25 protein-coding genes are annotated in these 24,552 nt (G+C 61.0%); 11 read left to right on the top strand and 14 right to left on the bottom strand.

Going from position 1 to position 24,552, the window contains the following annotated elements; translation table 11 throughout:
- Window positions 1–166: 166 nt before the first annotated feature.
- From BLU52_RS25085 to glyQ, 4 genes are all read right to left on the bottom strand, one after another.
- On the bottom strand, window positions 167–946 hold the full coding sequence (locus BLU52_RS25085) for a lysophospholipid acyltransferase family protein (protein WP_090287855.1): 780 nt from the start codon (window positions 944–946) through the stop codon (window positions 167–169).
- An 82-nt stretch (window positions 947–1,028) separates the two neighbouring features.
- A complete protein-coding gene (gene gmhB / locus BLU52_RS25090; RefSeq protein WP_167359918.1) occupies window positions 1,029–1,568 on the bottom strand; it encodes a D-glycero-beta-D-manno-heptose 1,7-bisphosphate 7-phosphatase in 540 nt (179 codons plus the stop codon).
- Window positions 1,569–1,572: 4 nt separating this feature from the next.
- Window positions 1,573–3,627: a glycine--tRNA ligase subunit beta gene (gene glyS, locus BLU52_RS25095; protein ID WP_090287857.1), complete on the bottom strand. Its 2,055-nt coding sequence runs from the start codon at window positions 3,625–3,627 to the stop codon at window positions 1,573–1,575.
- On the bottom strand, window positions 3,624–4,577 hold the full coding sequence (gene glyQ / locus BLU52_RS25100; RefSeq protein WP_003213601.1) for a glycine--tRNA ligase subunit alpha: 954 nt from the start codon (window positions 4,575–4,577) through the stop codon (window positions 3,624–3,626). Before glyQ ends, glyS begins: the two co-directional genes overlap by 4 nt.
- 81 nt (window positions 4,578–4,658) lie before the next feature.
- Between glyQ and BLU52_RS25105 the strand changes: the two genes are divergently transcribed.
- The 3 genes from BLU52_RS25105 to BLU52_RS25115 all read left to right on the top strand — a co-directional run bounded on the left by BLU52_RS25105 (window position 4,659) and on the right by BLU52_RS25115 (window position 6,464).
- Window positions 4,659–5,216, top strand: coding sequence for a DNA-3-methyladenine glycosylase I (locus BLU52_RS25105; protein ID WP_090287860.1), 558 nt, complete (start codon window positions 4,659–4,661; stop codon window positions 5,214–5,216).
- Window positions 5,217–5,257: 41 nt separating this feature from the next.
- On the top strand, window positions 5,258–6,145 hold the full coding sequence (locus BLU52_RS25110; protein ID WP_090287863.1) for a lysophospholipid acyltransferase: 888 nt from the start codon (window positions 5,258–5,260) through the stop codon (window positions 6,143–6,145).
- A 79-nt stretch (window positions 6,146–6,224) separates the two neighbouring features.
- On the top strand, window positions 6,225–6,464 hold the full coding sequence (locus tag BLU52_RS25115) for a PilZ domain-containing protein (RefSeq protein ID WP_090287865.1): 240 nt from the start codon (window positions 6,225–6,227) through the stop codon (window positions 6,462–6,464).
- 3 nt (window positions 6,465–6,467) lie between these two features.
- Here BLU52_RS25115 and BLU52_RS25120 read toward each other — a convergent pair whose 3' ends face one another.
- The 5 genes from BLU52_RS25120 to def all read right to left on the bottom strand — a co-directional run bounded on the left by BLU52_RS25120 (window position 6,468) and on the right by def (window position 11,164).
- Window positions 6,468–6,785: a tetratricopeptide repeat protein gene (locus BLU52_RS25120; RefSeq protein WP_167359943.1), complete on the bottom strand. Its 318-nt coding sequence runs from the start codon at window positions 6,783–6,785 to the stop codon at window positions 6,468–6,470.
- A 148-nt stretch (window positions 6,786–6,933) separates the two neighbouring features.
- Window positions 6,934–8,310, bottom strand: a complete 1,377-nt coding sequence (gene trkA / locus BLU52_RS25125) for a Trk system potassium transporter TrkA (protein ID WP_090287869.1) — start codon at window positions 8,308–8,310, stop codon at window positions 6,934–6,936.
- Between the two features lie 22 nt (window positions 8,311–8,332).
- Window positions 8,333–9,643 (bottom strand): 16S rRNA (cytosine(967)-C(5))-methyltransferase RsmB, encoded by a 1,311-nt coding sequence (gene rsmB, locus BLU52_RS25130; protein ID WP_090287871.1) that lies wholly within the window; start codon window positions 9,641–9,643, stop codon window positions 8,333–8,335.
- The gene (gene fmt / locus BLU52_RS25135) at window positions 9,640–10,599 is read right to left on the bottom strand and encodes a methionyl-tRNA formyltransferase (RefSeq protein WP_090287873.1); all 960 of its coding nucleotides are present in this window, start codon (window positions 10,597–10,599) and stop codon (window positions 9,640–9,642) included. The genes rsmB and fmt overlap by 4 nt, the downstream gene beginning before the upstream one ends.
- 58 nt (window positions 10,600–10,657) lie before the next feature.
- Window positions 10,658–11,164, bottom strand: coding sequence for a peptide deformylase (def, locus tag BLU52_RS25140; protein WP_090287876.1), 507 nt, complete (start codon window positions 11,162–11,164; stop codon window positions 10,658–10,660).
- 161 nt (window positions 11,165–11,325) lie between these two features.
- On the opposite strand from def, the gene BLU52_RS25145 reads away from it, so the two are divergent.
- From BLU52_RS25145 to BLU52_RS25160, 4 genes are all read left to right on the top strand, one after another.
- Window positions 11,326–12,351 (top strand): LysM peptidoglycan-binding domain-containing protein, encoded by a 1,026-nt coding sequence (locus tag BLU52_RS25145; protein ID WP_090287878.1) that lies wholly within the window; start codon window positions 11,326–11,328, stop codon window positions 12,349–12,351.
- A gap of 80 nt (window positions 12,352–12,431) precedes the next feature.
- Window positions 12,432–13,532, top strand: coding sequence for a DNA-processing protein DprA (dprA, locus tag BLU52_RS25150; protein WP_408003542.1), 1,101 nt, complete (start codon window positions 12,432–12,434; stop codon window positions 13,530–13,532).
- 54 nt (window positions 13,533–13,586) lie between these two features.
- Complete coding sequence (locus BLU52_RS25155) at window positions 13,587–14,144, top strand: L-threonylcarbamoyladenylate synthase (RefSeq protein WP_090287880.1); 558 nt, start codon at window positions 13,587–13,589, stop codon at window positions 14,142–14,144.
- A 239-nt stretch (window positions 14,145–14,383) separates the two neighbouring features.
- On the top strand, window positions 14,384–15,058 hold the full coding sequence (locus BLU52_RS25160; protein WP_090287881.1) for a hypothetical protein: 675 nt from the start codon (window positions 14,384–14,386) through the stop codon (window positions 15,056–15,058).
- A 64-nt stretch (window positions 15,059–15,122) separates the two neighbouring features.
- Here the strand turns inward: BLU52_RS25160 and BLU52_RS25165 are convergent, their stop codons facing one another.
- Window positions 15,123–16,100, bottom strand: coding sequence for a quinone oxidoreductase family protein (locus tag BLU52_RS25165; RefSeq protein WP_090287882.1), 978 nt, complete (start codon window positions 16,098–16,100; stop codon window positions 15,123–15,125).
- A 153-nt stretch (window positions 16,101–16,253) separates the two neighbouring features.
- On the opposite strand from BLU52_RS25165, the gene hemF reads away from it, so the two are divergent.
- Window positions 16,254–17,168, top strand: a complete 915-nt coding sequence (hemF, locus tag BLU52_RS25170; RefSeq protein WP_090287884.1) for an oxygen-dependent coproporphyrinogen oxidase — start codon at window positions 16,254–16,256, stop codon at window positions 17,166–17,168.
- A gap of 9 nt (window positions 17,169–17,177) precedes the next feature.
- On the top strand, window positions 17,178–17,999 hold the full coding sequence (gene aroE / locus BLU52_RS25175; protein ID WP_090287886.1) for a shikimate dehydrogenase: 822 nt from the start codon (window positions 17,178–17,180) through the stop codon (window positions 17,997–17,999).
- Window positions 18,000–18,114: 115 nt separating this feature from the next.
- Here aroE and BLU52_RS25180 read toward each other — a convergent pair whose 3' ends face one another.
- The 3 genes from BLU52_RS25180 to betC form a co-directional block, all read right to left on the bottom strand.
- The gene (locus BLU52_RS25180) at window positions 18,115–19,683 is read right to left on the bottom strand and encodes a SulP family inorganic anion transporter (RefSeq protein ID WP_090287890.1); all 1,569 of its coding nucleotides are present in this window, start codon (window positions 19,681–19,683) and stop codon (window positions 18,115–18,117) included.
- 269 nt (window positions 19,684–19,952) lie between these two features.
- The gene (gene choX / locus BLU52_RS25185; RefSeq protein WP_090287891.1) at window positions 19,953–20,873 is read right to left on the bottom strand and encodes a choline ABC transporter substrate-binding protein; all 921 of its coding nucleotides are present in this window, start codon (window positions 20,871–20,873) and stop codon (window positions 19,953–19,955) included.
- Between the two features lie 15 nt (window positions 20,874–20,888).
- On the bottom strand, window positions 20,889–22,403 hold the full coding sequence (gene betC, locus BLU52_RS25190) for a choline-sulfatase (RefSeq protein ID WP_090287893.1): 1,515 nt from the start codon (window positions 22,401–22,403) through the stop codon (window positions 20,889–20,891).
- A gap of 114 nt (window positions 22,404–22,517) precedes the next feature.
- Between betC and BLU52_RS25195 the strand changes: the two genes are divergently transcribed.
- Window positions 22,518–23,468, top strand: a complete 951-nt coding sequence (locus tag BLU52_RS25195; RefSeq protein ID WP_090287895.1) for a choline sulfate utilization transcriptional regulator — start codon at window positions 22,518–22,520, stop codon at window positions 23,466–23,468.
- Window positions 23,469–23,472: 4 nt separating this feature from the next.
- Here BLU52_RS25195 and BLU52_RS25200 read toward each other — a convergent pair whose 3' ends face one another.
- Window positions 23,473–24,135, bottom strand: a complete 663-nt coding sequence (locus tag BLU52_RS25200; RefSeq protein WP_090287896.1) for an NAD(P)-dependent oxidoreductase — start codon at window positions 24,133–24,135, stop codon at window positions 23,473–23,475.
- An 80-nt stretch (window positions 24,136–24,215) separates the two neighbouring features.
- On the opposite strand from BLU52_RS25200, the gene BLU52_RS25205 reads away from it, so the two are divergent.
- Window positions 24,216–24,542, top strand: coding sequence for a DOPA 4,5-dioxygenase family protein (locus BLU52_RS25205; protein ID WP_090287898.1), 327 nt, complete (start codon window positions 24,216–24,218; stop codon window positions 24,540–24,542).
- The last annotated feature ends 10 nt before the right edge of the window (window positions 24,543–24,552 follow it).

Consider the following 24,552-nt stretch of genomic DNA (forward strand, 5'->3'; position numbering starts at 1 on the left):
CACAAAAAAAACCGGCTATATCAGCCGATTTTTTTTACATCGAAAAATAAACTTATGCACGGTTTGCCAGATTACAGGGTCTTCAAAAAACCAGTTTTAAATCAATCGGTTGCATCGAATTCGATGGCAATTTAGAACAATCCGTACACAGGTTATCCACAAAATGTCAGGCAGGCACTTGCTCATTGGCAACCGGCGCTTGCGGCGCTGGTGGCAGCGAGCCCATTTCCTGCTGCGTCTTTTCATTCCAGGCCTGGACCCGGTCGTTCAGCTCGGCAATCGCGCGGGGACCAGTGCCCTCAGCGTACATAGGCTCACCGATAACCACGGTAATGACGCCAGACTTTTTGCCCCAACCGACTTTCGGCCAGAATTTGCCGGCATTGTGTGCAATCGGTAGCACCGGAAGCGCCGCATTTACCGCCAACGCACTGCCGCTGCGGGAGAATTTGCCGATGGTGCCGAAAGGTACCCGAGTGCCTTCCGGGAAGATCAGCACCCAGACATTGTCCTTGAGCAGCTCATCGCCCTTGGCCGCGACTTGCTTGAGGGCGGCTTTAGGGTTGTCGCGATCGATCGCGATCGGTCGCAGCATGGCCATGGCCCAGCCGAAAAACGGCACGTACAGCAATTCGCGCTTGAGCACCTGGCTCAAGGGCGAGAAATAGGCGGAGAGAAAGAACGTCTCCCAGGTGCTCTGGTGGTTCGATTGAATCACGCAGGGCCGGTCAGGCACGTTTTCCGCGCCTTTGATTTCGTAGCGGATACCGAGGAAGACCTTGGTCAACCACAAGGCGCAACGGCACCAGAACACATTGATGAAACGATAGCGCGCCTTGAACGACAGAAACGGCGCGATAAAAAAACTCAAGCTGCACCACAGCAGGGAGGTGGTGCCCAGCAGCAGGTAAAAGAGAAAAATCCTGATGGCCCGCAGTATCGACATAGTGACGTTTACCGTTACGGGACAATGCCCGTCTGTTCAAGCGCACCCCCGATCAATCCCTGGTCAGGAATTCAGAAGTACTCTAGTTGTGGATAAGTTCTGCGGCAATCGCCGCCAGATCGTCGAAAATCAAAGTGCCCACCGGCAGGGTTTTGCCCTGAGTCTTTGCGCCTTTCCCGGTCTTCACCAAAACTGGCTGTGAATCGACGGCTTTGGCGGCCTCCAGGTCACCAAGGCTGTCGCCGACGAACCAGACGTTGGTCAACGACACCTGGTAATGCGCGGCGATGGTTTTCAGCATGCCCGGTTTCGGTTTGCGGCAATCGCAACCTTCGTCCGGTCCATGCGGGCAATACACGATCAGCCCGACTTCACCGCCCTGCTCCGCCACCAACTCGCGCAAACGCGCGTGCATGGCGTCGAGGGTGGCGAGGTCGTAATAGCCGCGAGCAATGCCCGACTGGTTGGTGGCCACTGCCACCGTCCAGCCGGCCTTGCTCAACTGCGCAATCGCTTCGATCGAACCGGGGATCGGAATCCACTCTTGCACCGATTTGATGTAAGCGTCGGAGTCGTAATTGATCACCCCGTCCCGATCGAGAATCAGCAGTTTCAACAGCAAGCCCTCAACCCAGCAGCGAAATGTCGGCAACGCCGAGGAACAGGCCGCGTAGACGCGCGAGGAGCGCGTAACGGTTGGCCCGCACATTGGCGTCGTCGGCATTGACCATCACGGCGTCGAAGAACGCATCCACCGGCTCACGCAATGCTGCAAGGCGTGCCAGCGTTTCGTTGTACTGACGCGCCGCGGCCATTGGCTGCACCGCCTGATCCGCTTGCTGGATCGCCGAGTACAGCGAGAACTCGTTGGCGTTGTCGAAGTACTTGGCTTGCACCTCGGTCGGCACCGAGCCTTCGACTTTGCTCAACAGGTTCGACACACGCTTGTTGACGGCCGCCAGTGCTGCGGCTTCCGGCAGTTTGCGGAACGCCTGCACCGCTTGCACACGCTGGTCGAAGTCCAGCGCCGAACCCGGTTTCAAGGCACGAACCGACAGATAGGTGGCAACATCAACGCCTTCGTCTTCATAACGCGCACGCAGGCGGTCGAAGATGAATTCCAGTACCGATTCGTTGAGGCCGGCCGCTTTGACCTTGGCGCCGAACGCGTTCACCGCGAAAGCGACGGCGTCGTTCAGGTCCAGGTCCAGTTGTTTCTCGATCAGGATACGCAGCACGCCGAGTGCCGCACGGCGCAGGGCGTACGGGTCTTTGCTGCCGGTTGGCAGCATGCCGATACCGAAGATGCCGACCAGGGTGTCGAGCTTGTCGGCGATCGCCACCGCTGCACCGGTCAATGTCGCCGGCAATTCAGCCCCGGCACCGCGTGGCATGTACTGCTCGTTCAATGCCAGCGCGACGTCTTGCGGCTCGCCGTCATTGAGTGCGTAGTAGTAACCGGCGACACCTTGCATCTCCGGGAACTCGCCGACCATTTCGGTGGCCAGGTCGCACTTCGACAGCAGGCCGGCACGGGCCGCCCACGAAGCGTTGCCGCCAATGCGCGCGGCGATGTACGCCGCCAGTTTCGAGACGCGCTCGGCCTTGTCGTAGACGCTGCCGAGTTTTTCCTGGAACACCACATTCTGCAGGCGCAGGTTGAAATCTTCGAGCTTCTGCTTCTTGTCCTGCTTGAAGAAGAATTCGGCGTCGGTCAGGCGTGGGCGAACCACTTTTTCGTTACCGGCGATGATCTGCTGCGGGTCTTTGCTCTCAATATTGGCCACGGTGATGAAGCGTGGCAGCAACTTGCCGTCGGCATCCAGCAGGCAGAAGTATTTCTGGTTGTCCTGCATGGTGGTGATCAGCGCTTCCTGCGGCACGTCGAGGAAACGCTCCTCGAACGAGCACACCAGCGGCACCGGCCATTCGACCAGCGCGGTCACTTCGTCGAGCAGCGCTGGCGGAACGATTGCCGTGCCTTCCTGACGGGTAGCCAGCTCTTCGGTGCGCTTGCTGATGATCTCGCGACGCTCGTTGGCATCGGCCAGCACGTAGGCGGCACGCAGGTCAGCGAGGTAGCTCGATGGCGAACTGATGCGCACGCTTTGCGGGTGATGGAAACGGTGGCCACGGGAGTCACGGCCTGCCTTCTGCGCAAGGATCGTGCAATCGATGACCTGGTCACCGAGCAGCATCACCAGCCATTGGGTCGGACGGACGAACTCTTCCTTGCGCGCACCCCAACGCATGCGTTTCGGGATCGGCAGGTCGTTCAGCGAATCTTCGACGATGGTCGGCAGCAGGCTCGCGGTCGGTTTGCCGGCGATGTTCTGGCTGTAACGCAGTTTTGGGCCGCTCTGATCGATTTCGCTCAGCTCGACGCCGCATTTTTTGGCAAAGCCCAGAGCGGCCTGAGTTGGATTGCCGTCAGCGTCGAACGCCGCCTGACGTGGCGGGCCGTCGAGGTTGATGCTGCGATCCGGCTGCTGAGTGGCCAGCGCGGTGATCAGCACAGCCAGACGCCGTGGTGCGGCATACACGGTTTTGCTTTCGTAGCTCAGGCCGGCGGCTTGCAGGCCCTTGTCGATACCGGCGAGAAACGCCTCAGCCAGGGTATTCAGGGCTTTGGGTGGCAGTTCTTCGGTGCCCAGTTCGACCAGAAAATCTTGCGCACTCATTGTGCAGCCTCCAGCTTGGCCAGTACTTCGTCACGCAGGTCCGGGGTCGCCATCGGGAAGCCCAGCTTGGCGCGCGCCAGCAGGTAGGCTTGCGCAACGGAACGCGCCAGGGTGCGCACGCGCAGAATGTATTGCTGACGCGCGGTCACCGAGATCGCCCGGCGCGCATCCAGCAGGTTGAAAGTGTGCGAGGCCTTCAGGACCATTTCGTAGCTCGGCAACGGCAGCGGCTGGTCGAGCTCGATCAGGCGCTTGGCTTCGCTTTCATAGAAGTCGAACAGCTCGAACAGTTTTTCGACGTTGGCGTGTTCGAAGTTGTAGGTGGACTGCTCCACCTCGTTCTGGTGGAACACGTCGCCGTAGGTGACTTTGCCGAACGGGCCGTCAGCCCAGACCAGGTCGTAGACCGAATCCACGCCTTGCAGGTACATCGCCAGACGCTCGAGACCGTAGGTGATCTCGCCGGTTACCGGGTAGCACTCGATGCCGCCCGCCTGCTGGAAATAAGTGAACTGAGTGACTTCCATGCCGTTGAGCCAGACTTCCCAGCCCAGACCCCAGGCGCCGAGGGTCGGCGATTCCCAGTTGTCTTCGACGAAGCGGATGTCGTGGACCAGCGGGTCGAGGCCGACATGCTTGAGCGAGCCCAGATACAGTTCCTGGAAGTTGTCCGGGTTCGGCTTGAGGACGACCTGGAACTGGTAGTAGTGCTGCAGACGGTTCGGGTTTTCGCCGTAGCGGCCGTCAGTCGGACGGCGGCTTGGCTGCACGTATGCGGCGTTCCAGGTTTCCGGGCCGATGGCGCGCAGGAAGGTCGCGGTGTGGAAAGTGCCGGCGCCTACTTCCATATCGTAGGGCTGAAGTACCACACAACCTTGCTCGGCCCAGTATTGCTGGAGCGCGAGGATCAAGTCTTGGAAGGTACGCACGGCTGGCGTAGGCTGGCTCACGAAATTCACCTGTTTCTTGGGCTGCGATTTAAAGAGCGGGAGTATACCCGATTCGTTGCTGCGCACGCCCCCTGGAGCCTTATGCCACGCTGCTTTTGGTGTACCGAAGATCCGCTGTACATGGCTTATCACGATCAGGAGTGGGGCACGCCGCTACGCGATGCGCAGGGTTTGTTCGAGTTGCTTTTGCTCGAAGGGTTCCAGGCCGGGCTGTCGTGGATCACCGTGTTGCGCAAGCGCGAGCGTTATCGCCAGGTGCTGTTCGGCTTCGACGTGCAGCGTGTCGCGCAGATGAGCGACGCCGAAATCGACGAACTGATGCTCGATCCGGGGATCATCCGCAATCGTCTCAAGCTCAATGCCGCGCGGCGTAACGCGCAGGCCTGGCTGGCGCTGGAAGACCCGGTGGCGTTGCTCTGGTCGTTCGTTGGCGGTCAGCCGATCATCAATCATTTCAAGGATCGCAGCGAAGTCCCGGCGATCACCCCCGAAGCGCTGGCAATGAGCAAGGCCCTGAAAAAGGCCGGGTTCACCTTCGTCGGCCCGACTATTTGCTACGCGTTGATGCAGGCCTCGGGCATGGTCATGGACCACACTCAGGACTGCGACCGCTACGCGGTGTTGGTCAACGCCGGTTAGAATGCCCGCCTCGCGCACAGCACAAAGATCAGGAGTGACCTGTGGAAAAGTTTAAAGGCGCCTTGCTGGTAGGCGCTCTGCGGCTGTTTGCCCTGCTGCCATGGCGGGCCGTGCAGGCCGTGGGTTCGGCGATCGGCTGGATCATGTGGAAAACCCCCAACCGTTCCCGCGACGTGGTGCGGATCAACCTCGCCAAATGTTTTCCAGAGATGGATCCGGTTGAACGCGAGCGTCTGGTCGGTCAGAGCCTGAAGGACATCGGCAAGTCGCTGACCGAAAGTGCCTGCGCGTGGATCTGGCCGGCTCAGCGCTCCATCGATCTGGTCCGTGAAGTCGAAGGCCTCGACGTATTGAAAGAGGCGCTGGCCTCGGGCAAAGGCGTGGTCGGTATCACCAGCCACCTGGGTAACTGGGAAGTGCTCAACCACTTCTATTGCAGCCAGTGCAAACCGATCATTTTCTACCGCCCGCCCAAGCTCAAGGCGGTGGATGAACTGCTGCGCAAACAGCGCGTGCAGCTGGGCAACAAAGTGGCCGCATCGACCAAGGAAGGCATCCTCAGCGTCATCAAGGAAGTGCGCAAAGGTGGTGCAGTGGGCATTCCGGCCGACCCGGAACCGGCCGAATCCGCCGGGATCTTCGTGCCGTTCTTCGCCACCCAGGCGCTGACCAGCAAGTTCGTGCCGAACATGCTCGCCGGTGGCAAAGCAGTCGGCGTGTTCCTGCATGCCCTGCGTCTGACCGACGGTTCCGGCTACAAGGTGATCCTCGAAGCCGCGCCCGAGGCCATGTACAGCACCGATACCGCGGAGTCCTGCGCGGCGATGAGCAAAGTGGTCGAACGCTACGTTGCGGCGTATCCAAGCCAGTACATGTGGAGCATGAAGCGCTTCAAAAAGCGTCCACCGGGTGAAGCACGCTGGTACTGAGTTATCGACGAAATTGGCATGATCTGTGGATAACCAATCGCTGAAGTTATCCACAATCGTTCATTCAAGGGCGCAGCAGATGTCCGACCAGCGCAAATCGTTTCGTATCAAGATCACCCACGACAGCCTGGGCGAATGCCTCGGGCAGACGCGCAATCTGTCGCCCACCGGCGTTTACGTGCAGCATCCGCGTCTGGCGTCGTTGCCCGAAGGGGCGGTGGTGTATGGTCAGGTGCAGGACTTACCCACAGGTGCGCCGCGGGTGCGTATGGAAGTGGTCACGGTGGATGCTGAAGGCATCGGCTTGCGCTATTTGTAAGATTTACCGGGTTTGACGCTCGAGCTTCTTCAGAAACACCGACATTTCCTTTTCGGCCTGCTTGTCGCCATAGGCGCTGGCCGCTTCCAGCCCCTGTTCCCAGGCTTGCCGCGCGGCAGCAGAATCACCCAGCGCCAATCGGGCCTTGCCCAATAATTTCCATGCCGCCGAATATTTCGGATCGAACGCCACGCAGCGCTGAAAATGCTCGGCGGCCTTGGTATTTTCGCCCATATCCAGATAACCCTTGCCCAGGCCAAAGCGCAGCAGAGCGTTATCCACACCCTTGGCGAGCATTTTTTCCAGGGATTCAAGCATCAGTGGATTCCTTTTCAGAGACTGTCAGCTATTGATGGGTGGACGCTAGATCGCCATCGCTAGCAGGCTAGCTCCCACAGTTGGAATGCGTTTCACCTGTGGGAGCTAGCCTGCTAGCGATGGCGCCAGTCTGATCAGCCGATAATCCGGATCAGAAGAAGCTCAACCCCACATGAAACAGCTTCTCCACATCGCGAATATGCTTTTTATCCACAAGGAACAGAATCACATGGTCGCCCGCTTCGATCACCGTGTCGTCGTGAGCGATGATCACCTGTTCGTTGCGGATCACCGCGCCGATGGTGGTGCCCGGTGGCAGGCCGATTTTCTCGATCGGTTTGCCGATGACCTTGCTCGACTTGGCATCGCCGTGGGCGATGGCCTCGATGGCTTCCGCCGCGCCGCGGCGCAATGAGTGCACGCTGACGATATCGCCACGGCGCACGTGCGCCAGCAAGGTACCGATGGTCGCCAGTTGCGGGCTGATAGCGATGTCGATGTCGCCGCCCTGGATCAGGTCGACGTAAGCCGGATTGTTGATGATCGTCATGACCTTCTTCGCCCCGAGCCGTTTGGCCAGCAGCGAAGACATGATGTTGGCTTCGTCATCGTTGGTCAGGGCGAGGAAGATGTCGGCATCGGCGATGTTCTCTTCCAGCAGCAGGTCGCGGTCCGAAGCGCTGCCCTGCAGCACCACGGTGCTGTCGAGCGTGTCGGAGAGATAACGGCAACGCGCCGGGCTCATCTCGATGATCTTCACCTGATAACGGCTTTCGATGGCTTCGGCCAGGCGCTCGCCGATCTGCCCGCCACCGGCGATGACGATGCGTTTGTAGGTTTCGTCGAGGCGGCGCATTTCGCTCATCACCGCGCGAATATCCTCACGGGCGGCGATAAAGAACACTTCGTCGTCGGCCTCGATCACCGTGTCGCCCTGCGGCAGGATCGGCCGGTCACGGCGGAAAATCGCGGCGACGCGGGTTTCGACGTTCGGCATGTGCTCGCGTAGCTGGCGCAGTTGTTGGCCGACCAGTGGCCCGCCGTAATAGGCGCGCACCGCCACCAGTTGCGCCGCGCCTTCGGCGAAGTCGATCACCTGCAAAGCGCCGGGATGCTGGATCAGGCGCTTGATGTAGTTGGTCACCACCTGCTCGGGGCTGATCAGCACGTCGACTGGAATTGCCTCGTTCTGGAACAGCTGTTCTTCGCGATTGAGATACGACGCTTCACGCACCCGGGCGATTTTCGTCGGGGTGTGGAACAGCGTGTGGGCGACCTGGCAGGCGACCATGTTGGTCTCGTCACTGTTCGTCACCGCGACCAGCATGTCAGCGTCGTCGGCGCCGGCCTGACGCAGTACCGAGGGCAGCGAGCCACGGCCTTGCACGGTACGGATGTCGAGGCGATCGCCGAGGTCGCGCAGACGCTCGCCGTCGGTGTCCACCACGGTGATGTCGTTGGCCTCGCTGGCCAGGTGTTCTGCCAGCGAACCGCCGACCTGTCCTGCACCGAGGATGATGATTTTCATCCAGTCACTCCGTTGATTCCGTTTAGCCGCGCGCGGCAGCGATCTTGATCAGCTTGGCGTAGTAGAACCCGTCATGCCCGCCTTGCTGGGCCAGCAGTTGGCGACCATGGGGCTGTTTGATGCCGGCCGCAGTGGCCAGATCCAGCTCCCGGGCTCCGGGCGTGCGCTCGAGAAACGCAGCAATCACTTCAGTATTTTCGGTCGGCAGCGTCGAGCAGGTGGCGTAGAGCAGGATGCCGCCGATGTCGAGGGTTTGCCACATCGCGTCGAGCAGCTCGCCTTGCAGTTGCGCGAGGGCGGCGATGTCGTCGCGTTGCCGCGTCAGCTTGATGTCCGGATGACGGCGGATCACCCCGGTGGCCGAGCACGGTGCGTCGAGCAGAATGCGCTGGAACGGTTTGCCATCCCACCATTTCGCCGTGTCGCGGCCATCGGCGGCGATCAGCTCAGCGCCGAGGCCGAGGCGTTCAAGGTTTTCCTTCACCCGCACCAGACGCTTGGCTTCCAGATCCACCGCCACCACGCCGGCCAGCGCCGGTTCGGCTTCGAGAATATGGCAAGTCTTGCCGCCGGGCGCGCAGCAGGCGTCGAGCACGCGTTGGCCCGGCGCCAGATCGAGCAGGTCGGCGGCCAGTTGCGCGGCTTCGTCCTGCACGCTGATCCAGCCCTCGGCGAAACCCGGCAGGGTGCGTACATCAGCAGCGGCTTCGAGGATGATGCCGTCGCGGCTGTATACGCAGAGCGTTGCGGCAATCCCGGCCTCAGTCAGCAGGCCAAGATAGGCATCGCGGCTGTGATGACGGCGGTTGACCCGCAGGATCATCGGCGGATGTGCGTTGTTTGCCGCGCAAATCGCTTCCCATTGCTCAGGCCAGAACGCCTTGAGGGATTTTTGCAGCCAGCGCGGGTGAGCTGTGCGCACCACCGGGTCGCGCTCCAGTTCGGCGAAAATCGTTTCGCTTTCGCGCTGAGCATTGCGCAGCACGGCGTTAAGCAGGCCTTTGGCCCAGGGCTTTTTCAGCTTGTCGGCGCAACCTACAGTCTCGCCGATGGCGGCATGGGCTGGCACGCGGGTGTAAAGCAGTTGGTAGAGGCCGACCAGCAGCAACGCCTCGACATCGGCATCGGCGGCCTTGAACGGTTTCTGCAAAAGCTTCTCGGCCAATGCCGACAGGCGTGGCTGCCAGCGCGCAGTGCCGAAGGCCAGATCCTGAGTGAAACCGCGATCGCGATCCTCGACCTTGTCCAGTTGCGTGGGCAGCGAACTGTTCAGCGAAGCCTTGCCGCTGAGCACGGCGGCAAGTGCCTTGGCGGCGGCCAGACGCGGGTTCATTGAACGTCCACCGCAGCACCGAGTACGGTGCCGACGGCGAATTTCTCGCGACGACTGTTGAACAGGTCACTGAAATTCAGCGCCTTGCCGCCGGGCAGCTGCAGGCGGGTCAGGCAAAGGGCCTGTTCGCCGCAGGCAACGACCAGACCGTCCTTGCTGGCGCTGAGGATTTCACCCGGCGCGCCTTTGCCTTCGGCGAGATTCGCCGCCAGCACTTTCAGCGCTTCACCGTTGAGGGTGCTGTGGGTGATCGGCCATGGATTGAAGGCACGCACCAGACGTTCCAGTTCAACCGCCGGACGGCTCCAGTCGAGGCGTGCCTCATCCTTGTTCAGCTTGTGGGCATAGGTGGCGAGTTCGTCGTTCTGTACTTCGCCTTCCAGGGTGCCGGCAGCGAGACCGGCAATTGTCTGGATCACAGCGGGCGGGCCCATTTCGGCGAGGCGGTCATGCAAGGTGCCGCCGGTGTCTTCGGCGCTGATCGGCGTGACGACCTTGAGCAGCATCGGCCCGGTGTCGAGCCCGGCCTCCATGCGCATCACCGTCACGCCGCTTTCTGCATCACCGTGTTCCACGGCACGTTGAATCGGCGCCGCACCGCGCCAGCGTGGCAGCAGCGAGGCGTGGCTGTTGATGCAGCCCAGACGCGGAATATCCAGCACCGCTTGCGGCAGGATCAGGCCGTAAGCGACCACCACCATCAGGTCCGGCTTCAGCGCAGCCAGTTCAGCCTGAGCATCGGCATTGCGCAAGGTCGGCGGCTGCAACACCTGGATATGGTTTTCCAGGGCGAGCTGTTTGACCGGGCTCGGCATCAGTTTCTGCCCGCGACCGGCCGGACGATCCGGCTGGGTGTACACCGCAACGATCTCGTACGGGCTGTTCAGCAAGGCCTTGAGGTGTTCGGCGGCGAATTCCGGGGTGCCGGCAAAAACGATGCGCAATGGCTCAGTCATGAAGGGCGTCTCATAAAATGAAAAAAGGCTTGCCGCAGCAAGCCTTTGAAGAGGGGCATCAAGCGTTCTGGCGGTGCAGCTTTTCCAGCTTCTTCTTGATCCGGTCGCGTTTGAGCGTGGACAGGTAGTCGACGAACAATTTGCCGTTGAGGTGGTCGCATTCGTGCTGGATGCACACCGCAAGCAGGCCTTCGGCGATCAGCTCATAGGGCTTGCCGTCGCGGTCCAGCGCCTTGATCCTGACCTTTTGCGGGCGATCGACGTTTTCGTAGAAACCGGGTACCGAGAGGCAGCCTTCCTGGTACTGGTCCATGTCCTCGGTCAACGGTTCGAACTCGGGGTTGATGAATACCCGCGGCTCGGTCCGGTCTTCGGAGAGGTCCATCACCACGATGCGTTTGTGCACGTTGACCTGGGTCGCGGCAAGGCCGATGCCCGGCGCTTCATACATTGTTTCAAACATGTCATCGACCAACTGACGCACTTCGTCGTCCACTACAGCCACAGGCTTGGCGATAGTGCGCAGACGCGGGTCCGGGAATTCGAGGATGTTTAAAATGGCCATAGGCTTTGATTGCTGCACACGTTGAGTAAAGTCGGGTCGATGGCCTGGCAGGTCCGAAGATGCAGGCTACCGTTGTGAAGCGTAGCTTGTGCAGTTTGCCCAAGCGAGCCACGGGGGCTCTGACGGTTCACGCGAACGCATATGATAAAGGGATTCACGGCATGAGGAAAACACTACTCGCCCTGCTGCTCCTGGCTTCGGCCGGCGCTGCGCAAGGGCAAGTGCAACTCAGGGATGGTTTTCCACAGCAATACACGGTGGTTTCAGGGGATACGCTCTGGGACATTTCCGGCAAATACCTGCGCGAGCCCTGGCAATGGCCGCAACTGTGGCGGGCCAACCCGCAGATCGATAACCCCAACCTGATCTATCCCGGCGACACGCTGACGCTCAGCTACGTCAACGGCCAGCCACAACTGAGCGTCAACCGCGGCGAGTCGCGCGGCACCATCAAGCTCTCGCCACGCATTCGTACCAGCCCGGTGGCCGAGGCGATTCCGAGCATTCCGCTGAAGTCCATCAACAGTTTTCTATTGAGCAACCGCATCGTCGACAAGGCCGAAGATTTCGACAAGGCACCGTACATCGTCGCCGGCGATGCCGAGCGCGTGCTCAGTGGCACCGGTGACCGCATCTTCGCCCGCGGCCATTTCGACCCGGAACAACCGGTGTACGGCATCTTCCGTCAAGGCAAGGTCTATACCGATCCGCAGACGAAAGAGTTTCTCGGGATCAACGCCGACGACATCGGCGGCGGTGAAATTGTCGCCACAGAAGGCGACGTCGCCACCCTCGCGCTGCAACGTACCACCCAGGAAGTGCGCCTCGGCGACCGCTTGTTCAGCGGCGAAGAACGTTCGATCAACTCGACTTTCATGCCCAGCGCCCCCGCCCGCGATATCAACGGGGTGATCATCGACGTACCGCGCGGCGTGACGCAGATCGGCGCGATGGACGTGGTTACGTTGAACAAGGGCAAACGCGACGGCCTCGCCGAGGGCAACGTGCTGGTGGTGATGAAAACCGGCGAAACCGTGCGCGACCGCATCACCGGCCAGCCGCTGAAAATTCCCGACGAACGCGCTGGGTTGCTGATGGTATTCCGCACCTACGACAAACTCAGCTACGGCCTGGTACTCAACGCATCGCGCTCGCTGGCGGTGCTCGACAAGGTGCGTAATCCGTAAGCTTGCTCAACAAGTTACCAACAGAGTTATCCACAGCTTGCACCAAAAGGTTCGGGCCTTATATCGATCAAGGATGATCCATGATGTCTCCTGTCTGTACACCGGTTTCCCCAGCGGAACTGGAAGCACGCTTGCGCCTGCACCGCTTGCCGGATATCGGCCCCAAGCGCTTCGCCAAATTGCTCGAAGCCTTCGGCTCGGCCTCCAAAGCCATCAGTGCGCCGGCCAGCGCCTGGCGTTCGCTGGGTTTGCCGGCGGCGTGCGCCGAGGCGCGGCGTTGCCCCACGGTTCGCGACGGCGCCAGCCATGCAATGCGCTGGCTAGAGCGGCCGGGCCAGCATTTACTGATGTGGGACCAGGCCGATTATCCGGCGCTGCTGGCGCAGATCCCCGATCCGCCGCCGTTGTTGTTCGTTGCCGGCAATGCGCAGATTCTGGAAAAACCGCAACTGGCGATGGTCGGAAGTCGCCGCGCTTCCCGTCCGGGCATGGACACCGCCGCAGCGTTTTCCCGCAGCCTCGCCGGGGCCGGTTTTGTCATCACCAGCGGGCTGGCACTGGGCATCGATGCGGCTGCACATCAGGCGGCGCTGGACGTTGGCGGGCTGACCGTCGGGGTACTCGGGACCGGCCTGGAAAATTTTTATCCACAGCGCAATCAGCGGCTGGCCGAGGCGATGATGGCGTCCGGCAGCGCCGTGCTTTCCGAGTTTCCGCTGGACGCCGGGCCGACCCCGAGCAACTTTCCGCGGCGCAACCGGATCATCAGCGGTCTGTCGCTGGGCGTGCTGGTGGTCGAAGCCAGCGTCGCCAGTGGCTCGCTGATCACCGCTCGCCTGGCGGCGGAACAGGGGCGCGAGGTTTATGCGATTCCGGGCTCGATTCACCATCCGGGTGCTCGCGGCTGTCATCAGCTGATCCGCGATGGCGCGGTGTTGGTCGAAACCATCGAACATATCCTCGAGGCCCTGCGGGGCTGGCAGCATGTGTCGCCGTCCACAGATTCAGCGAACGCCGACCATCCTTTGCTGGCCCTCCTCCACGCCGCCCCGCACACCAGCGAAGCGCTGGCCGACAGCAGCGGCTGGGCCTTGCCCAAAGTACTGGCGGCGCTGACCGAACTGGAAATGGACGGCCGTGCGGTGTGCGAAAACGGTCGTTGGCTGGCCAGGACACGCTAGGTTTTACCAACAAGATCGGTAAACTGCGCGAAACCTGATTGCGGAGATTTTTTCATGGTCAACAGTTGGCGTGTGCAACAAGCCGCGCGAGAGATTCGCGCCGGGGCGGTGATTGCCTATCCAACCGAAGCCGTCTGGGGGCTGGGCTGCGACCCGTGGAACGAAGAGGCGGTCGACCGGCTGCTGGCGATCAAGAATCGCTCGGTGGTCAAGGGGCTGATTCTGGTCGCCGACAACATTCGCCAGTTCGACTTCCTCTTCGAAGATTTCCCGCAGGAATGGATCGACCGCATGGCCAGCACCTGGCCGGGGCCGAACACCTGGCTGGTGCCGCACCAGGGCTTGCTGCCCGAATGGGTGACGGGCATCCACGACACCGTGGCGCTGCGGGTCAGTGATCATCCGCAAGTGCGCGACCTGTGTTCACTGGTCGGACCGCTGATTTCCACGTCGGCCAACCCGCAGGGTCGCCCGGCCGCACGCACGCGGTTACGGGTCGAGCAGTATTTCCGTGGGCAGATCGACCTGGTGCTCGGCGGGCAACTGGGTGGACGCAAGAACCCCAGCGTGATCCGCGACCTGGCGAGCGGCAAGGTCATTCGTCCCGACTGATCCGCCTCCAAGCATCAAAAATGTACGTACTCCTCGGCGTGATGACGAGGAGTACTACGCATGCCTGCGATTTGTCCTGCAACGGGGCTGCTCATCGTGTCGGAAAAGTCGCCAACTACCCGGATTCATTGATTTTTCCCACCTGATTATCAGACTGCCTGGCGTGGCGGAATCGCCAAAAGCAACCATCCTTTCCCTGCACTCGAAACACTTCGATAAGTAAAGGACGCGGAGAAAGAATGGACACTACGGATTTGCAACTCACGGATTACCTGCAAACGCTTCAGGCGACGTTAAAGAGTCATCACGAAGGTTGCCGTATCGTGACGCTCGAAGCAGGATCGGATACTCAGGATTTCGATCGGTTCATCGATCGGCAATTTCGGCTGCGGCTGCAGCATTACATGCTGTCCTCACGTGCGCGGCTGCTCGAAACGCAACTGGCGATCAAGTCGCGCAGTACGCACTTTCTGCTGTACCGGCACGATCAACTGCTGGCGGTATTGCGTGCCACTCCGGCACCGTTCGAATGGGCGTTGCTGGCGCAACAACATGTGTCGCCCACGGTGGCGCTGTCACGGCATGTCGAATTCAGCCGTTTGATCTCGTACACGACCCATCAACTGCCCATCGCGGTCAACGGTCTGTTGGCCGCCGCTGCCGAGTGGGCGATCAGGAATGGCTACCAGGGCGTCACCGCACTGTGCCGGTCGCAACAGCTGCGTTTTTACCAACGCTTCGGCCTGATGCCGATCGCTTCCAATGCCTTGCACATCGACCATCGCGCACGCGGCGATTACTGGGTGTTGTCAGCCGAGTGGCGGCAGATCCTCGCGGCGGTGCAACAGCCGGATCAGGCTATGGTCAGCCATGTAGTGCAGAAGCCGATGGCGTGTCATCCGCCAGGTTTCTGAAGAGGTTCGCACGTCTCGCCAGCCATGGCGCCAAGCCCTGGCTGGCGAGACGCCGATGGGTTTGTCAGGGCAGCAGGACGGTGGAGCCGGTGGTGCGCCGCGCCGACAGTTCGGTTTGCGCTTTCGCCGCCTCGGCCAGTGGATAACGCTGGCTGACGTCCACCTTCAGTTTGCCGCTGCTGATCATCTCGAACAGCTCGTCGGCCATGCGCTGCAGGTTTTCGGCGTTGTTGGCGTAGGTCGCCAGGGTCGGCCGGGTGACATACAGCGAGCCTTTGGCAGAAAGAATGCCCAGGTTCACCTCGTCCACCGCGCCGGAAGCGTTGCCGAAACTGACGACCAGGCCCCGTGGCGCAGCGCTGTCGAGGGACGTTAGCCATGTGTCCTTGCCGACACCGTCATAGACCACCGGGACTTTTTTGCCGTCGGTCAATTCCAGCACGCGCTGGGCAACGTTCTCGTGGCTGTAATCGATCGTTGCCCAGGCGCCATTGGCTTTGGCCAGTTCGGCTTTTTCTTTGGAGCTGACCGTACCGATCAGCTTCACGCCAAGCGCTTTGGCCCACTGGCAGGCCAGCGAGCCGACGCCACCGGCCGCAGCGTGAAACAGAATGGTTTCGCCACCCTTGAGTTCATAGGTCTGGCGCAGCAGATACTGCACGGTCAAGCCTTTGAGCATGACGCCGGCAGCCGTTTCGAAGCTGATGTCCTCTGGCAGGTGCACCAGATTGTCCTGGGGCAGCACGTGCAACTCGCTGTAGGCGCCGAGCGGGCCGGTGCCGTAGGCCACGCGATCGCCGACCTTGAAGCGGGTGACGTCGCTGCCCACTGCATCAACGATGCCCGCACCTTCAGCGCCCAGTCCGGACGGCAACGCCGGCGGCGGATACAGGCCGCTGCGGAAATAGGTGTCGATGAAGTTCAGGCCGATGGCCTTGTTCGCCACCCGTACCTGATTCGGGCCGGGTGCGGCGGGTTCGTAATCTACATATTCGAGCACTTCGGGACCGCCGTGGGCGCGGAACTGGATACGCTTTGCCATCTGCCTGCTCTCCTTGGGGCTTTTTGTAAGCCTCCTATCCAACTCCCATGCTTGATCTTCGTCAACTGCGGCGGGCCATTGTGCGATGGTATGCTACGCGCCCATTTGCGCCGCCCCGCCTGCCGGGGGCGCCGCCCGATTCAAGGTGAAGCCATGACGACCCGCACCGACGCCGTAAAGGCCTATCTGCTCGACCTGCAAGACCGCATCTGCGCCGCTCTGGAAACCGAAGACGGTGGCACGCGCTTCGTCGAAGACGCCTGGACCCGGCCCGCCGGCGGTGGCGGTCGTACCCGGGTGCTGGAGAACGGCGCGCTGGTCGAAAAGGGCGGGGTCAATTTTTCCCATGTCTTTGGCAGCGGTTTGCCACCCTCGGCCAGTGCTCACCGGCCGGAACTGGCCGGCCGCGGTTTTGAAGCCCTCGGCGTATCGCTGGTGATCCACCCGCACAACCCGCACGTACCGACCTCCCACGCCAACGTGCGGTTTTTTATCGCCGAGAAAGAAGGCGAAGAGCCGGTCTGGTGGTTCGGCGGCGGTTTTGACCTGACCCCGTATTACGGCAACGAAGCAGATTGCATTCATTGGCATCGCGTTGCCGAACAGGCGTGTGCGCCGTTCGGTGCTGACGTGTACCCGCGTTACAAGGCCTGGTGTGACACCTACTTTCATATCAAGCATCGTCATGAGCCGCGCGGCATTGGCGGGCTGTTTTTCGATGACCTGAACGAATGGGACTTCGACACCAGCTTCGCCTTCATGCGCGCAATCGGCGACGCCTATATCGAGGCGTATCTGCCGATCGTGCAGCGCCGTAAAAATGATCCGTTCACCGCCCAGCAGCGTGAGTTCCAGGAATTCCGTCGTGGCCGCTACGTTGAGTTCAATCTGGTGTACGACCGCGGCACGCTGTTCGGTCTGCAATCGGGTGGGCGTACCGAATCGATTCTGATGTCCCTGCCGCCGCAAGTGCGCTGGGCTTACGACTGGAAGGCCGAGCCTGGCAGCGAAGAAGCGCGCTTGACCGAGTACTTCCTGCAAGACCGCGACTGGCTCGCCGAAGCCTGAGGACCTCTGATGGATCGTTACGTCGTTTTCGGCAACCCGATCGGCCACAGCAAGTCGCCGATGATTCACCAACTGTTCGCGCAGCAGACCGGCGAGCAGCTTGAATACCGCACCTTGCTGGCCCCACTCGATGACTTTGTTGGCTGCGCCATGGCGTTTTTTCAAGAAGGCCGCGGCGCCAACATCACTGTGCCATTCAAGGAAGACGCCTATCGCCTGGCCGATAGCCTGACCGCCCGAGCGCAACGCGCAGGCGCGGTGAATACCTTGAGCAAACGGGCCGATGGCTCGCTGCTCGGCGACAACACCGATGGTGCCGGGCTGGTGCGCGATCTGACGGTGAATGCCGGCTTCAGCCTGGCGGGCAAACGTATCTTGCTGCTGGGTGCCGGTGGCGCAGTGCGCGGTGCGCTGGAGCCGCTGCTGGCGGAGAAACCGGCGTCGCTGATCATTGCCAATCGCAGCGTGGACAAGGCCGAGCTGCTGGCCGAATCGTTTGGCGATCTGGGCCCGGTGTCGGCCAGCGGTTTCGACTGGTTGCGCGAGTCGGTCGACGTGATCATCAACGCCACCTCCGCCAGCCTCACTGGCGACGTGCCGCCGATTGCCGCGAGCCTCATCGAACCGGGCAAGACCCTGTGCTACGACATGATGTACGGCAAGGAGCCGACCGCGTTCTGCCGTTGGGCCAGTGAACATGGCGCCGCGCTGTCGATGGATGGTCTGGGGATGCTGGCTGAGCAGGCCGCTGAGGCGTTTTACCTGTGGCGCGGTGTGCGTCCGGAGACGGCGCCGGTGCTGGCTGAGTTGCGCCGCCAGTTGGCACAATGACCTCTGTCGGAGTGAGCCTGCTCGCGATAGCGATTTTTCAGACACCCATGTATTGACTGATACCCCGCTATCGCGAGCAGGCTCACTCCTGCAAGGGGACGCGGTGTTTGTCTGATCAGTCTTCAAAGCGGATCGGGCATTTCTCCGGCCCTTCAAGCTTCCTCAATTCCTCCACCACCTGCGGCCGCGCCCCACGCAAGGTCAGGCTGCGGTTCTGCCGCAACAGGCGGCGCGCCTCCTGATGCAGCATTTCCACCCCCGAATAGTCGATGAAGTTGATCTGCTGCGCTTCGATCACTACCCGTTTGCCGTGCATGCGTTGCAGGCGCACTTGCAGGTAATGGCTGGCGCCGAAAAAAATCGACCCGCCCACCCGCAGCACATCGTCTTCGCCGTCGCGCCAGTGTTGCACCCGTGGTTGCGAGGTGCGCTTGAGGTAGAAGAACAGCGAGGCCAGCACACCGGCATAAATGGCGGTCTGCAATTCCAGCAGCAACGTGGCCAGGCAGGTCAGGGCCATAACGACGAACTCGGCGCGGCTGACCCGCAGCAATGCCCGAATGGCGCGATGGTCAATCAGGCCCCAGGCAATCAGCAGAATGCTCCCGGCCATCGCCGGGATCGGAATGTGCGCGATCAGCCCGGCGCCAAAGATCGCGAATAATGCCACCCACAGTGCCGAAAACACCCCGGCCAGCGGCGAGCAGGCGCCCGCCTCATAACTCAGGCCTGAGCGGGTAAACGAGCCGGCGGACAGCGAGCCAGAAAAAAACGCGCCGACGATATTCGACAAGCCCTGTGCACGGACTTCCTGGTTGGCATCGAGCAACTGTTGCGACCGCGCGGAAATCGAGCGCGCGATCGACAGGCTGGTGACCAGGCCAAGCATGCCGACTGCCACGGCGCTGGGTAGCAGACGCAAAATCAGATCGAGGTCCAGTGGCAAGGCACTGAACGGCGGCAAACGACCGACGAAGGCGCTGACCAGATGCACATGGCCGAACATCGCCGGCCACAGCCAGACCAGCACACTGGCCATTACGAGGGTGATCAGCAGCGTCGGCCAGCGCGGCAGCCAGCGTTTGAGCACGATGCCGACCAGCACCGTGGCCACGCCCAGTACCAGCGAAGGTTTATCCACAGCCCGCAGATGCTCAAGCAGATCCATCAGGCTTGCCAGCGCTGTGGTATTGGCGGGCAATTCCAGCCCCAGCAGGTTCGGCAACTGGCCGATAGCAATCACTACCGCCGCGCCGAGGGTGAAACCCAGCACGACTGAATGCGAAACGAAATTCACCAGCGCGCCGAAGCGCAACAGACCGAGCAGCCACTGGAAGATTCCGGCGAGCAAGGTCAGCAGCAGGATCAGCGTGATGTAGTCCTGCGATGCCGGCACGGCCAATGGGCTGACGCTGGCAAACAGCACAATTGAAATCGCTGCAGTCGGGCCGCAGATCAAATGCCAGGACGAACCCCACAGACAGGCAATCAGCACCGGGACAATTGCCGCATACAAACCGTACTCGGGCGGCAGGCCGGCGATCAGCGCGTAGGCAATTGACTGGGGCAACGCCAGAATCGCCCCGCTGAGCCCGACGATCAGATCCCGTCCGACGCTGGCGCGGGTTTGCCGTGGCAGCCAGGTGAGGAAAGGGAAGAGAGAGTAGCGGCTGGGGAAGGCCATGGGTCCTCGCGGTTGGGGTTTTGTTCAAGGGTAACAGGGTGTCAGGTAGAAGAAGCCCTCACCCTAGCCCTCTCCCGGAGGGAGAGGGGACTGGTCGCGGTGAATGATGGATGTACGCCGCCCTGAAATATCCAGTCGAACTCAGGTTTTGAATGGCATAAGGATCGGCTCCCTTTCCCCTCGCCCCCTTGGGGGAGATGGCTGGGCGGGCGGCGTTCCGATGAGGGGTAAATCTCAAGTCGAGCACAATTTCGCCAACCCCGCGATCGTCAAAGCTTCGCCTTCACCGCCGCCAACGCATCCTTGCCATCTGCGGTTTTCACCCCGTCCAGCCACTTGTCGAGCACCGCCGGGTTGGCCTTGATCCACGCCTTCGCCGCCTCGGCATTGCTGATCTTCTTGTTCACCACCTCGGCCATGATGCTGTTTTCCATGTCTTGAGTGAACGCCAGGTTGGTCAGCAACTTGCCCACGTTCGGGCAGGCTTCGGCGTAACCTTTGCGTGTCAGCGTGTAAACACTGCCGGTGCTTCCAAAGTACTTTTCGCCGCCCTTCAGGTAATGCATTTTCAGTTGCACGTTCATCGGGTGCGGGGTCCAGCCGAGGAAGGTGACGAATTTCTGCTTCTTCACCGCGCGCGAGACTTCCGCGAGCATCGCCTGTTCGCTGGACTCGATCAGCTTCCACTGGCCCATGTCGAAATCATTCTTCTTGATGATTTCCTGCAGCGAAATATTCGCTGGCGCACCGGAGCCGATGCCGTAGATCTTGCGATCGAACTTGTCGGCGTGTTTGTTCAGGTCGGCAAAATCATGCACACCGGCATCCCACACGTAATCCGGCACGGCGAGGGTGAACTCGGTGCCTTCGAGGTTCTTCGCCAGTTGCGTGACATCACCGGTGGCGACGAACTTGTCGTAGAAGCCCTGCTGAGCCGGCATCCAGTTGCCCATGAACACATCGACCTGGCCGTCCTTCAGACCGCCGAAGGTGATCGGCACGGCGAGGGTGTCGACCTTGGCCTTGTAACCCATGCCGTCGAGCAGAAACCCGGTGATGGCGTTGGTCGCTGCGATGTCGCTCCAGCCCGGATCGGCCATTTTCACCGTGTCGCAGCTCTGCTCGGCAAACGCCGAGGCGCTGCTCAATGCGATCAGGCCAACCGTCACAACTGTGGATAACTTGCCCATGAACTTCCCCTTACATTATTGGTTTTGGCAGGGTTGTGGATAACGTGCTTTGCGTTCCAGATCATCAAGGTCGATGTGGTTGCGCATGTACTGCTGACTGGCGTCCACCAGCGGCTGGTGATCCCAGCTCTTCAGCTTGCCGAGGGTCAGGGCTTGTGCGACGAAACGGCGGCGGCGCTGACTGGCGAGCACTTGGCCGTGGATCGTCGAAATGTCCCATTTGGCCCGCGCTTCGGCGAGAAAGTCTTCGAACAGTTGGCGATGTGCCGGCGACTGGCTGAGTTCTTCCAGTTCGCGCGGATCGTTGTCTACGTCGAAGAGTAGGCAAGGGTCGCTTTCGCTGTAGATGAATTTGTAGGCGCCGCGACGGATCATCATCAACGGGCTGACGGTGCCTTCGGCCATGTATTCGCCGAACACTTCATCGTGACCGCCCTGCCCTTGCAGGTGTGAAACCAGCGAGCGGCCATCCAGCGGCAGGCCCGGTTCGAGTGTGCCTTCGGCCAGTTCGACAAACGTCGGCAGCAGGTCGGCGGTCGATACCGCGGCGCTGACCCGGCCGGCATCGAACAACCCCGGCGCACTGATCAGCAGCGGCACACGGGCAGCCATCTCGTACCAGTGCATTTTGTACCAGAGGCCTTTCTCGCCCAGCATGTCGCCATGGTCACCGGAGAACACCACGATAGTGTCATCCAGTAAACCGGTATCTTCGAGGGTTTGCAGCAGTTTGCCGACGTTGGCGTCGATATAGCTGCACGCACCGAAGTAAGCGCGGCGCGCATCGCGAATCTTGTCCACAGGCAAGGGCTTGTCCCACAGGTCGTACACCTTGAGCAGGCGTTGCGAATGTGGATCGAGTTCATGCTGATCCGGCGTCGCGGGCAGCGGGATGTCGGCATCGTCGTACAAATCCCAGAAAGCCTTGGGAATCGTGTACGGGTCGTGGGGGTGAGTCATCGAAACGGTCAGGCAGAACGGCTGGTCGCCGTCCTCGCGAATGTGATCGAACAGGTATTGCTGAGCCTTGAACACCACTTCCTCATCGAAATCGAGCTGGTTGGTGCGCACGCAGGGCCCGGCCTGCAAGACCGACGACATATTGTGATACCAGGTCGGCCGCACATCCGGTTCGTCCCAGTTCACGGCCCAGCCGTAATCGGCCGGGTAGATATCACTGGTCAGACGTTCTTCATAACCGTGCAATTGATCCGGGCCGCAGAAATGCATCTTGCCCGACAGTGCGGTGCGATAGCCGAGGCGGCGCAGGTAGTGGGCGTAGGTCGGGATGTCAGCGGGGAAATCGGCAGCGTTGTCGTAAGCGCCGATTTTGCTCGGCAACTGGCCGCTGACCAGGGTGAAGCGCGACGGTGCACACAATGGACTGTTGCAGTAAGCGGCATCGAACACCACGCCTTGTTCGGCGAGGCGCGACAAATTCGGCAGTTTGATCGGCGACGGGCCGTAGAACGGCAACATTGGCGCGGCCATTTGATCGGCCATGATGAAAAGAATGTTCTTGCGCTTCATGTGATCGCGGCATTCCATAGTGAATATTTATGCGACATTGCTGCAATCGAGCATGGAGCCCATGCTCTGTTCGGTAAAGCCTGCGCCAGACAATGACTAGGATAAGCACAGCTTATGTATGAAGCTCTCGGGGACTTGTCGCTTGACCTGTTGCGCGCCTTCGAGGCGGCTGCTCGACATCGCAGTTTCACCGCCGCGGCGGTCGAGCTCGGCACCACGCAACCGGCAATCAGTCAGCAGATCAAAAGGTTGGAGGAACAGCTCGGCACGCGCTTGTTCGATCGCATCTATCGCGGCATCGAGCTGACGGAGGTCGGCGTGATCCTGTTCGAGCAGGTCAGCCTTGGCTTGCAAAACATCGATGCCGGGTTGAGCGCGATCAGCACGCAGCAGCAACACGAGGTGCTGCAAGTCGCCACGGACTTCGCCTTCGCCGCGTATTGGCTGATGCCACGCCTGCACCGTTTTCACGAAGCCAACCCGCAGATCGATGTCAGCCTGGTGACCAGCGAGCGCAACCACAACATGCTGCGCACCGATATCGATGTGGCGGTGCTGTTTGGTGATGGGCGTTTCAAGCAGGGCGAAAGCCATTGGCTGTTCAGCGAGGAAGTGTTTCCGGTGTGCAGCCCGCTGTTGCTCAAGGGGCGCCCGCTACCGTTGCCCGCGCCGGCATTGCTGGAGTTTCCGCTGCTGCACTTGCGTGGCGAGAACAGCAGCAACTGGTTTGACTGGAGTGGCCTGTTTCGCGAGCTGGGCCTGGCCACCGCGCCTGCGCCGGGGCAATTGCGTTTCGACAATTACACGCTGTTGATTCAGGCAGCGATTGGTGGCCAAGGCGTGGCGATTGGTTGGCGGCACCTTGTGGATAACTTGCTGACGCAAGGTTTGCTGTGTCGACCGCTCGCCGAAACCACCCTGTCACGCCTGGGTTATTACGTGGTGCTGCCGCCACGCAAACGCCGAGGTGCGTTGATTCAGTTATTTGTCGATTGGCTGATGGCTGAGCAGGCCAGCAGCGCTGCCTCGTTCAACGGACTGGCACTGCCTTCGATTGCCATCTGAAGCGCTAGTCCGACGCTGCGACAAAATTCACATGCTCGCGGATATGCAGATTCAGCCTTAACTCGTCGGCAATCCCCACCGCCACGCGATTCAAGCGCTCCAGCGGCTCGGCCAGGCCCGGCTCGAGATTGCCGCCGACCTGACTGAAATGTTCGATGGTCAGCCCCGCCACTCCATGGGGCGCGTTGACCAGTGTCCATTGCAGCGAACTGCTTTCCAGCGCCTCGAGAATTTCTTCTGCAGCGTGGCGTTGCAGGCGGTCGTCGACGTCCGCCTCGTCGAGCACGGCAAAGTCACCCACCAGAAACAACCGCTCAACACTGGCCAGTTGCAAGCCATCGATCAGCGCATCCACCGCCAGCACTTGCTCGACCGGGCCGAGTACCACCGAGCGCTCGACGTGATCGCTGCTGAACGGCAACCCCGGCGCATCGAGTAAACAGATGACCGCGGTGCTGCCGGCCACGCTCTGGTTGACCCGCTCCGGGTCGAACAGATCACCGGTTTTGGTGCGCAAACCCGGGCGTGGCGCCAGTGCGGTGAGATCGTCGAGAATGGCGATGACTTCGTGCTGGCGCCGCAGCAGTTCAGCCATCAGCGCGCTGCCCAGGCTACTCATGGCACCATAGAGCACCACTTTTACCGCCGGGGTTTCGGCATTCTTCATGGCTGTTTTCCTTGTTTTGGGCCCATATGGCCTGTGACGGTGGAAAACGCCGAGGGTTCGAACCGATCAGAGGATTTGCGATGCACGCGATCAGGGGTTACCACGCCCACATCTATTTCGACGCCGATACCATCGACCAGGCGCGCGCCTTGTGCGAACAGGCCGCGCAGACGTTTGCGTTGAAAATGGGCCGCGTCCACGAGCGCCCGGTCGGCCCGCACCCGGACTGGAGCTGCCAATTGGCCTTCGGTCCTGAATTGCTCGGCGATGTCCTGCCGTGGCTGGCGCTCAATCGCCACGGTCTGGTGGTGTTTCTGCACCCGGATACCGGCAATGATTTGCTCGACCACAGCGACCATGCGATCTGGATGGGCGCGATGCGGCCGTTGAATCTGTCGGTTTTTTGAACATCACCGA

The sequence above is a fragment of the Pseudomonas granadensis genome (genome assembly GCF_900105485.1).
Lineage (GTDB): Bacteria > Pseudomonadota > Gammaproteobacteria > Pseudomonadales > Pseudomonadaceae > Aquipseudomonas > Aquipseudomonas granadensis.

Excerpts from the sequence above, each read along its gene's own strand:
- choX (WP_090287891.1), bottom strand. The coding sequence starts at position 20,873 with ATGGGCAAGTTATCCACAGTTGTGACGGTTGGCCTGATCGCATTGAGC.
- def (WP_090287876.1), bottom strand. The coding sequence starts at position 11,164 with ATGGCCATTTTAAACATCCTCGAATTCCCGGACCCGCGTCTGCGCACT.
- BLU52_RS25145 (WP_090287878.1), top strand. The coding sequence starts at position 11,326 with ATGAGGAAAACACTACTCGCCCTGCTGCTCCTGGCTTCGGCCGGCGCT.
- BLU52_RS25105 (WP_090287860.1), top strand. The coding sequence starts at position 4,659 with ATGCCACGCTGCTTTTGGTGTACCGAAGATCCGCTGTACATGGCTTAT.
- BLU52_RS25155 (WP_090287880.1), top strand. The coding sequence starts at position 13,587 with ATGGTCAACAGTTGGCGTGTGCAACAAGCCGCGCGAGAGATTCGCGCC.
- trkA (WP_090287869.1), bottom strand. The coding sequence starts at position 8,310 with ATGAAAATCATCATCCTCGGTGCAGGACAGGTCGGCGGTTCGCTGGCA.
- glyS (WP_090287857.1), bottom strand. The coding sequence starts at position 3,627 with ATGAGTGCGCAAGATTTTCTGGTCGAACTGGGCACCGAAGAACTGCCA.
- BLU52_RS25205 (WP_090287898.1), top strand. The coding sequence starts at position 24,216 with ATGCACGCGATCAGGGGTTACCACGCCCACATCTATTTCGACGCCGAT.
- BLU52_RS25115 (WP_090287865.1), top strand. The coding sequence starts at position 6,225 with ATGTCCGACCAGCGCAAATCGTTTCGTATCAAGATCACCCACGACAGC.
- aroE (WP_090287886.1), top strand. The coding sequence starts at position 17,178 with ATGGATCGTTACGTCGTTTTCGGCAACCCGATCGGCCACAGCAAGTCG.
- rsmB (WP_090287871.1), bottom strand. The coding sequence starts at position 9,643 with ATGAACCCGCGTCTGGCCGCCGCCAAGGCACTTGCCGCCGTGCTCAGC.
- hemF (WP_090287884.1), top strand. The coding sequence starts at position 16,254 with ATGACGACCCGCACCGACGCCGTAAAGGCCTATCTGCTCGACCTGCAA.
- BLU52_RS25085 (WP_090287855.1), bottom strand. The coding sequence starts at position 946 with ATGTCGATACTGCGGGCCATCAGGATTTTTCTCTTTTACCTGCTGCTG.
- betC (WP_090287893.1), bottom strand. The coding sequence starts at position 22,403 with ATGAAGCGCAAGAACATTCTTTTCATCATGGCCGATCAAATGGCCGCG.
- BLU52_RS25180 (WP_090287890.1), bottom strand. The coding sequence starts at position 19,683 with ATGGCCTTCCCCAGCCGCTACTCTCTCTTCCCTTTCCTCACCTGGCTG.
- dprA (WP_408003542.1), top strand. The coding sequence starts at position 12,432 with ATGATGTCTCCTGTCTGTACACCGGTTTCCCCAGCGGAACTGGAAGCA.
- BLU52_RS25200 (WP_090287896.1), bottom strand. The coding sequence starts at position 24,135 with ATGAAGAATGCCGAAACCCCGGCGGTAAAAGTGGTGCTCTATGGTGCC.
- BLU52_RS25165 (WP_090287882.1), bottom strand. The coding sequence starts at position 16,100 with ATGGCAAAGCGTATCCAGTTCCGCGCCCACGGCGGTCCCGAAGTGCTC.
- BLU52_RS25160 (WP_090287881.1), top strand. The coding sequence starts at position 14,384 with ATGGACACTACGGATTTGCAACTCACGGATTACCTGCAAACGCTTCAG.
- BLU52_RS25195 (WP_090287895.1), top strand. The coding sequence starts at position 22,518 with ATGTATGAAGCTCTCGGGGACTTGTCGCTTGACCTGTTGCGCGCCTTC.
- fmt (WP_090287873.1), bottom strand. The coding sequence starts at position 10,599 with ATGACTGAGCCATTGCGCATCGTTTTTGCCGGCACCCCGGAATTCGCC.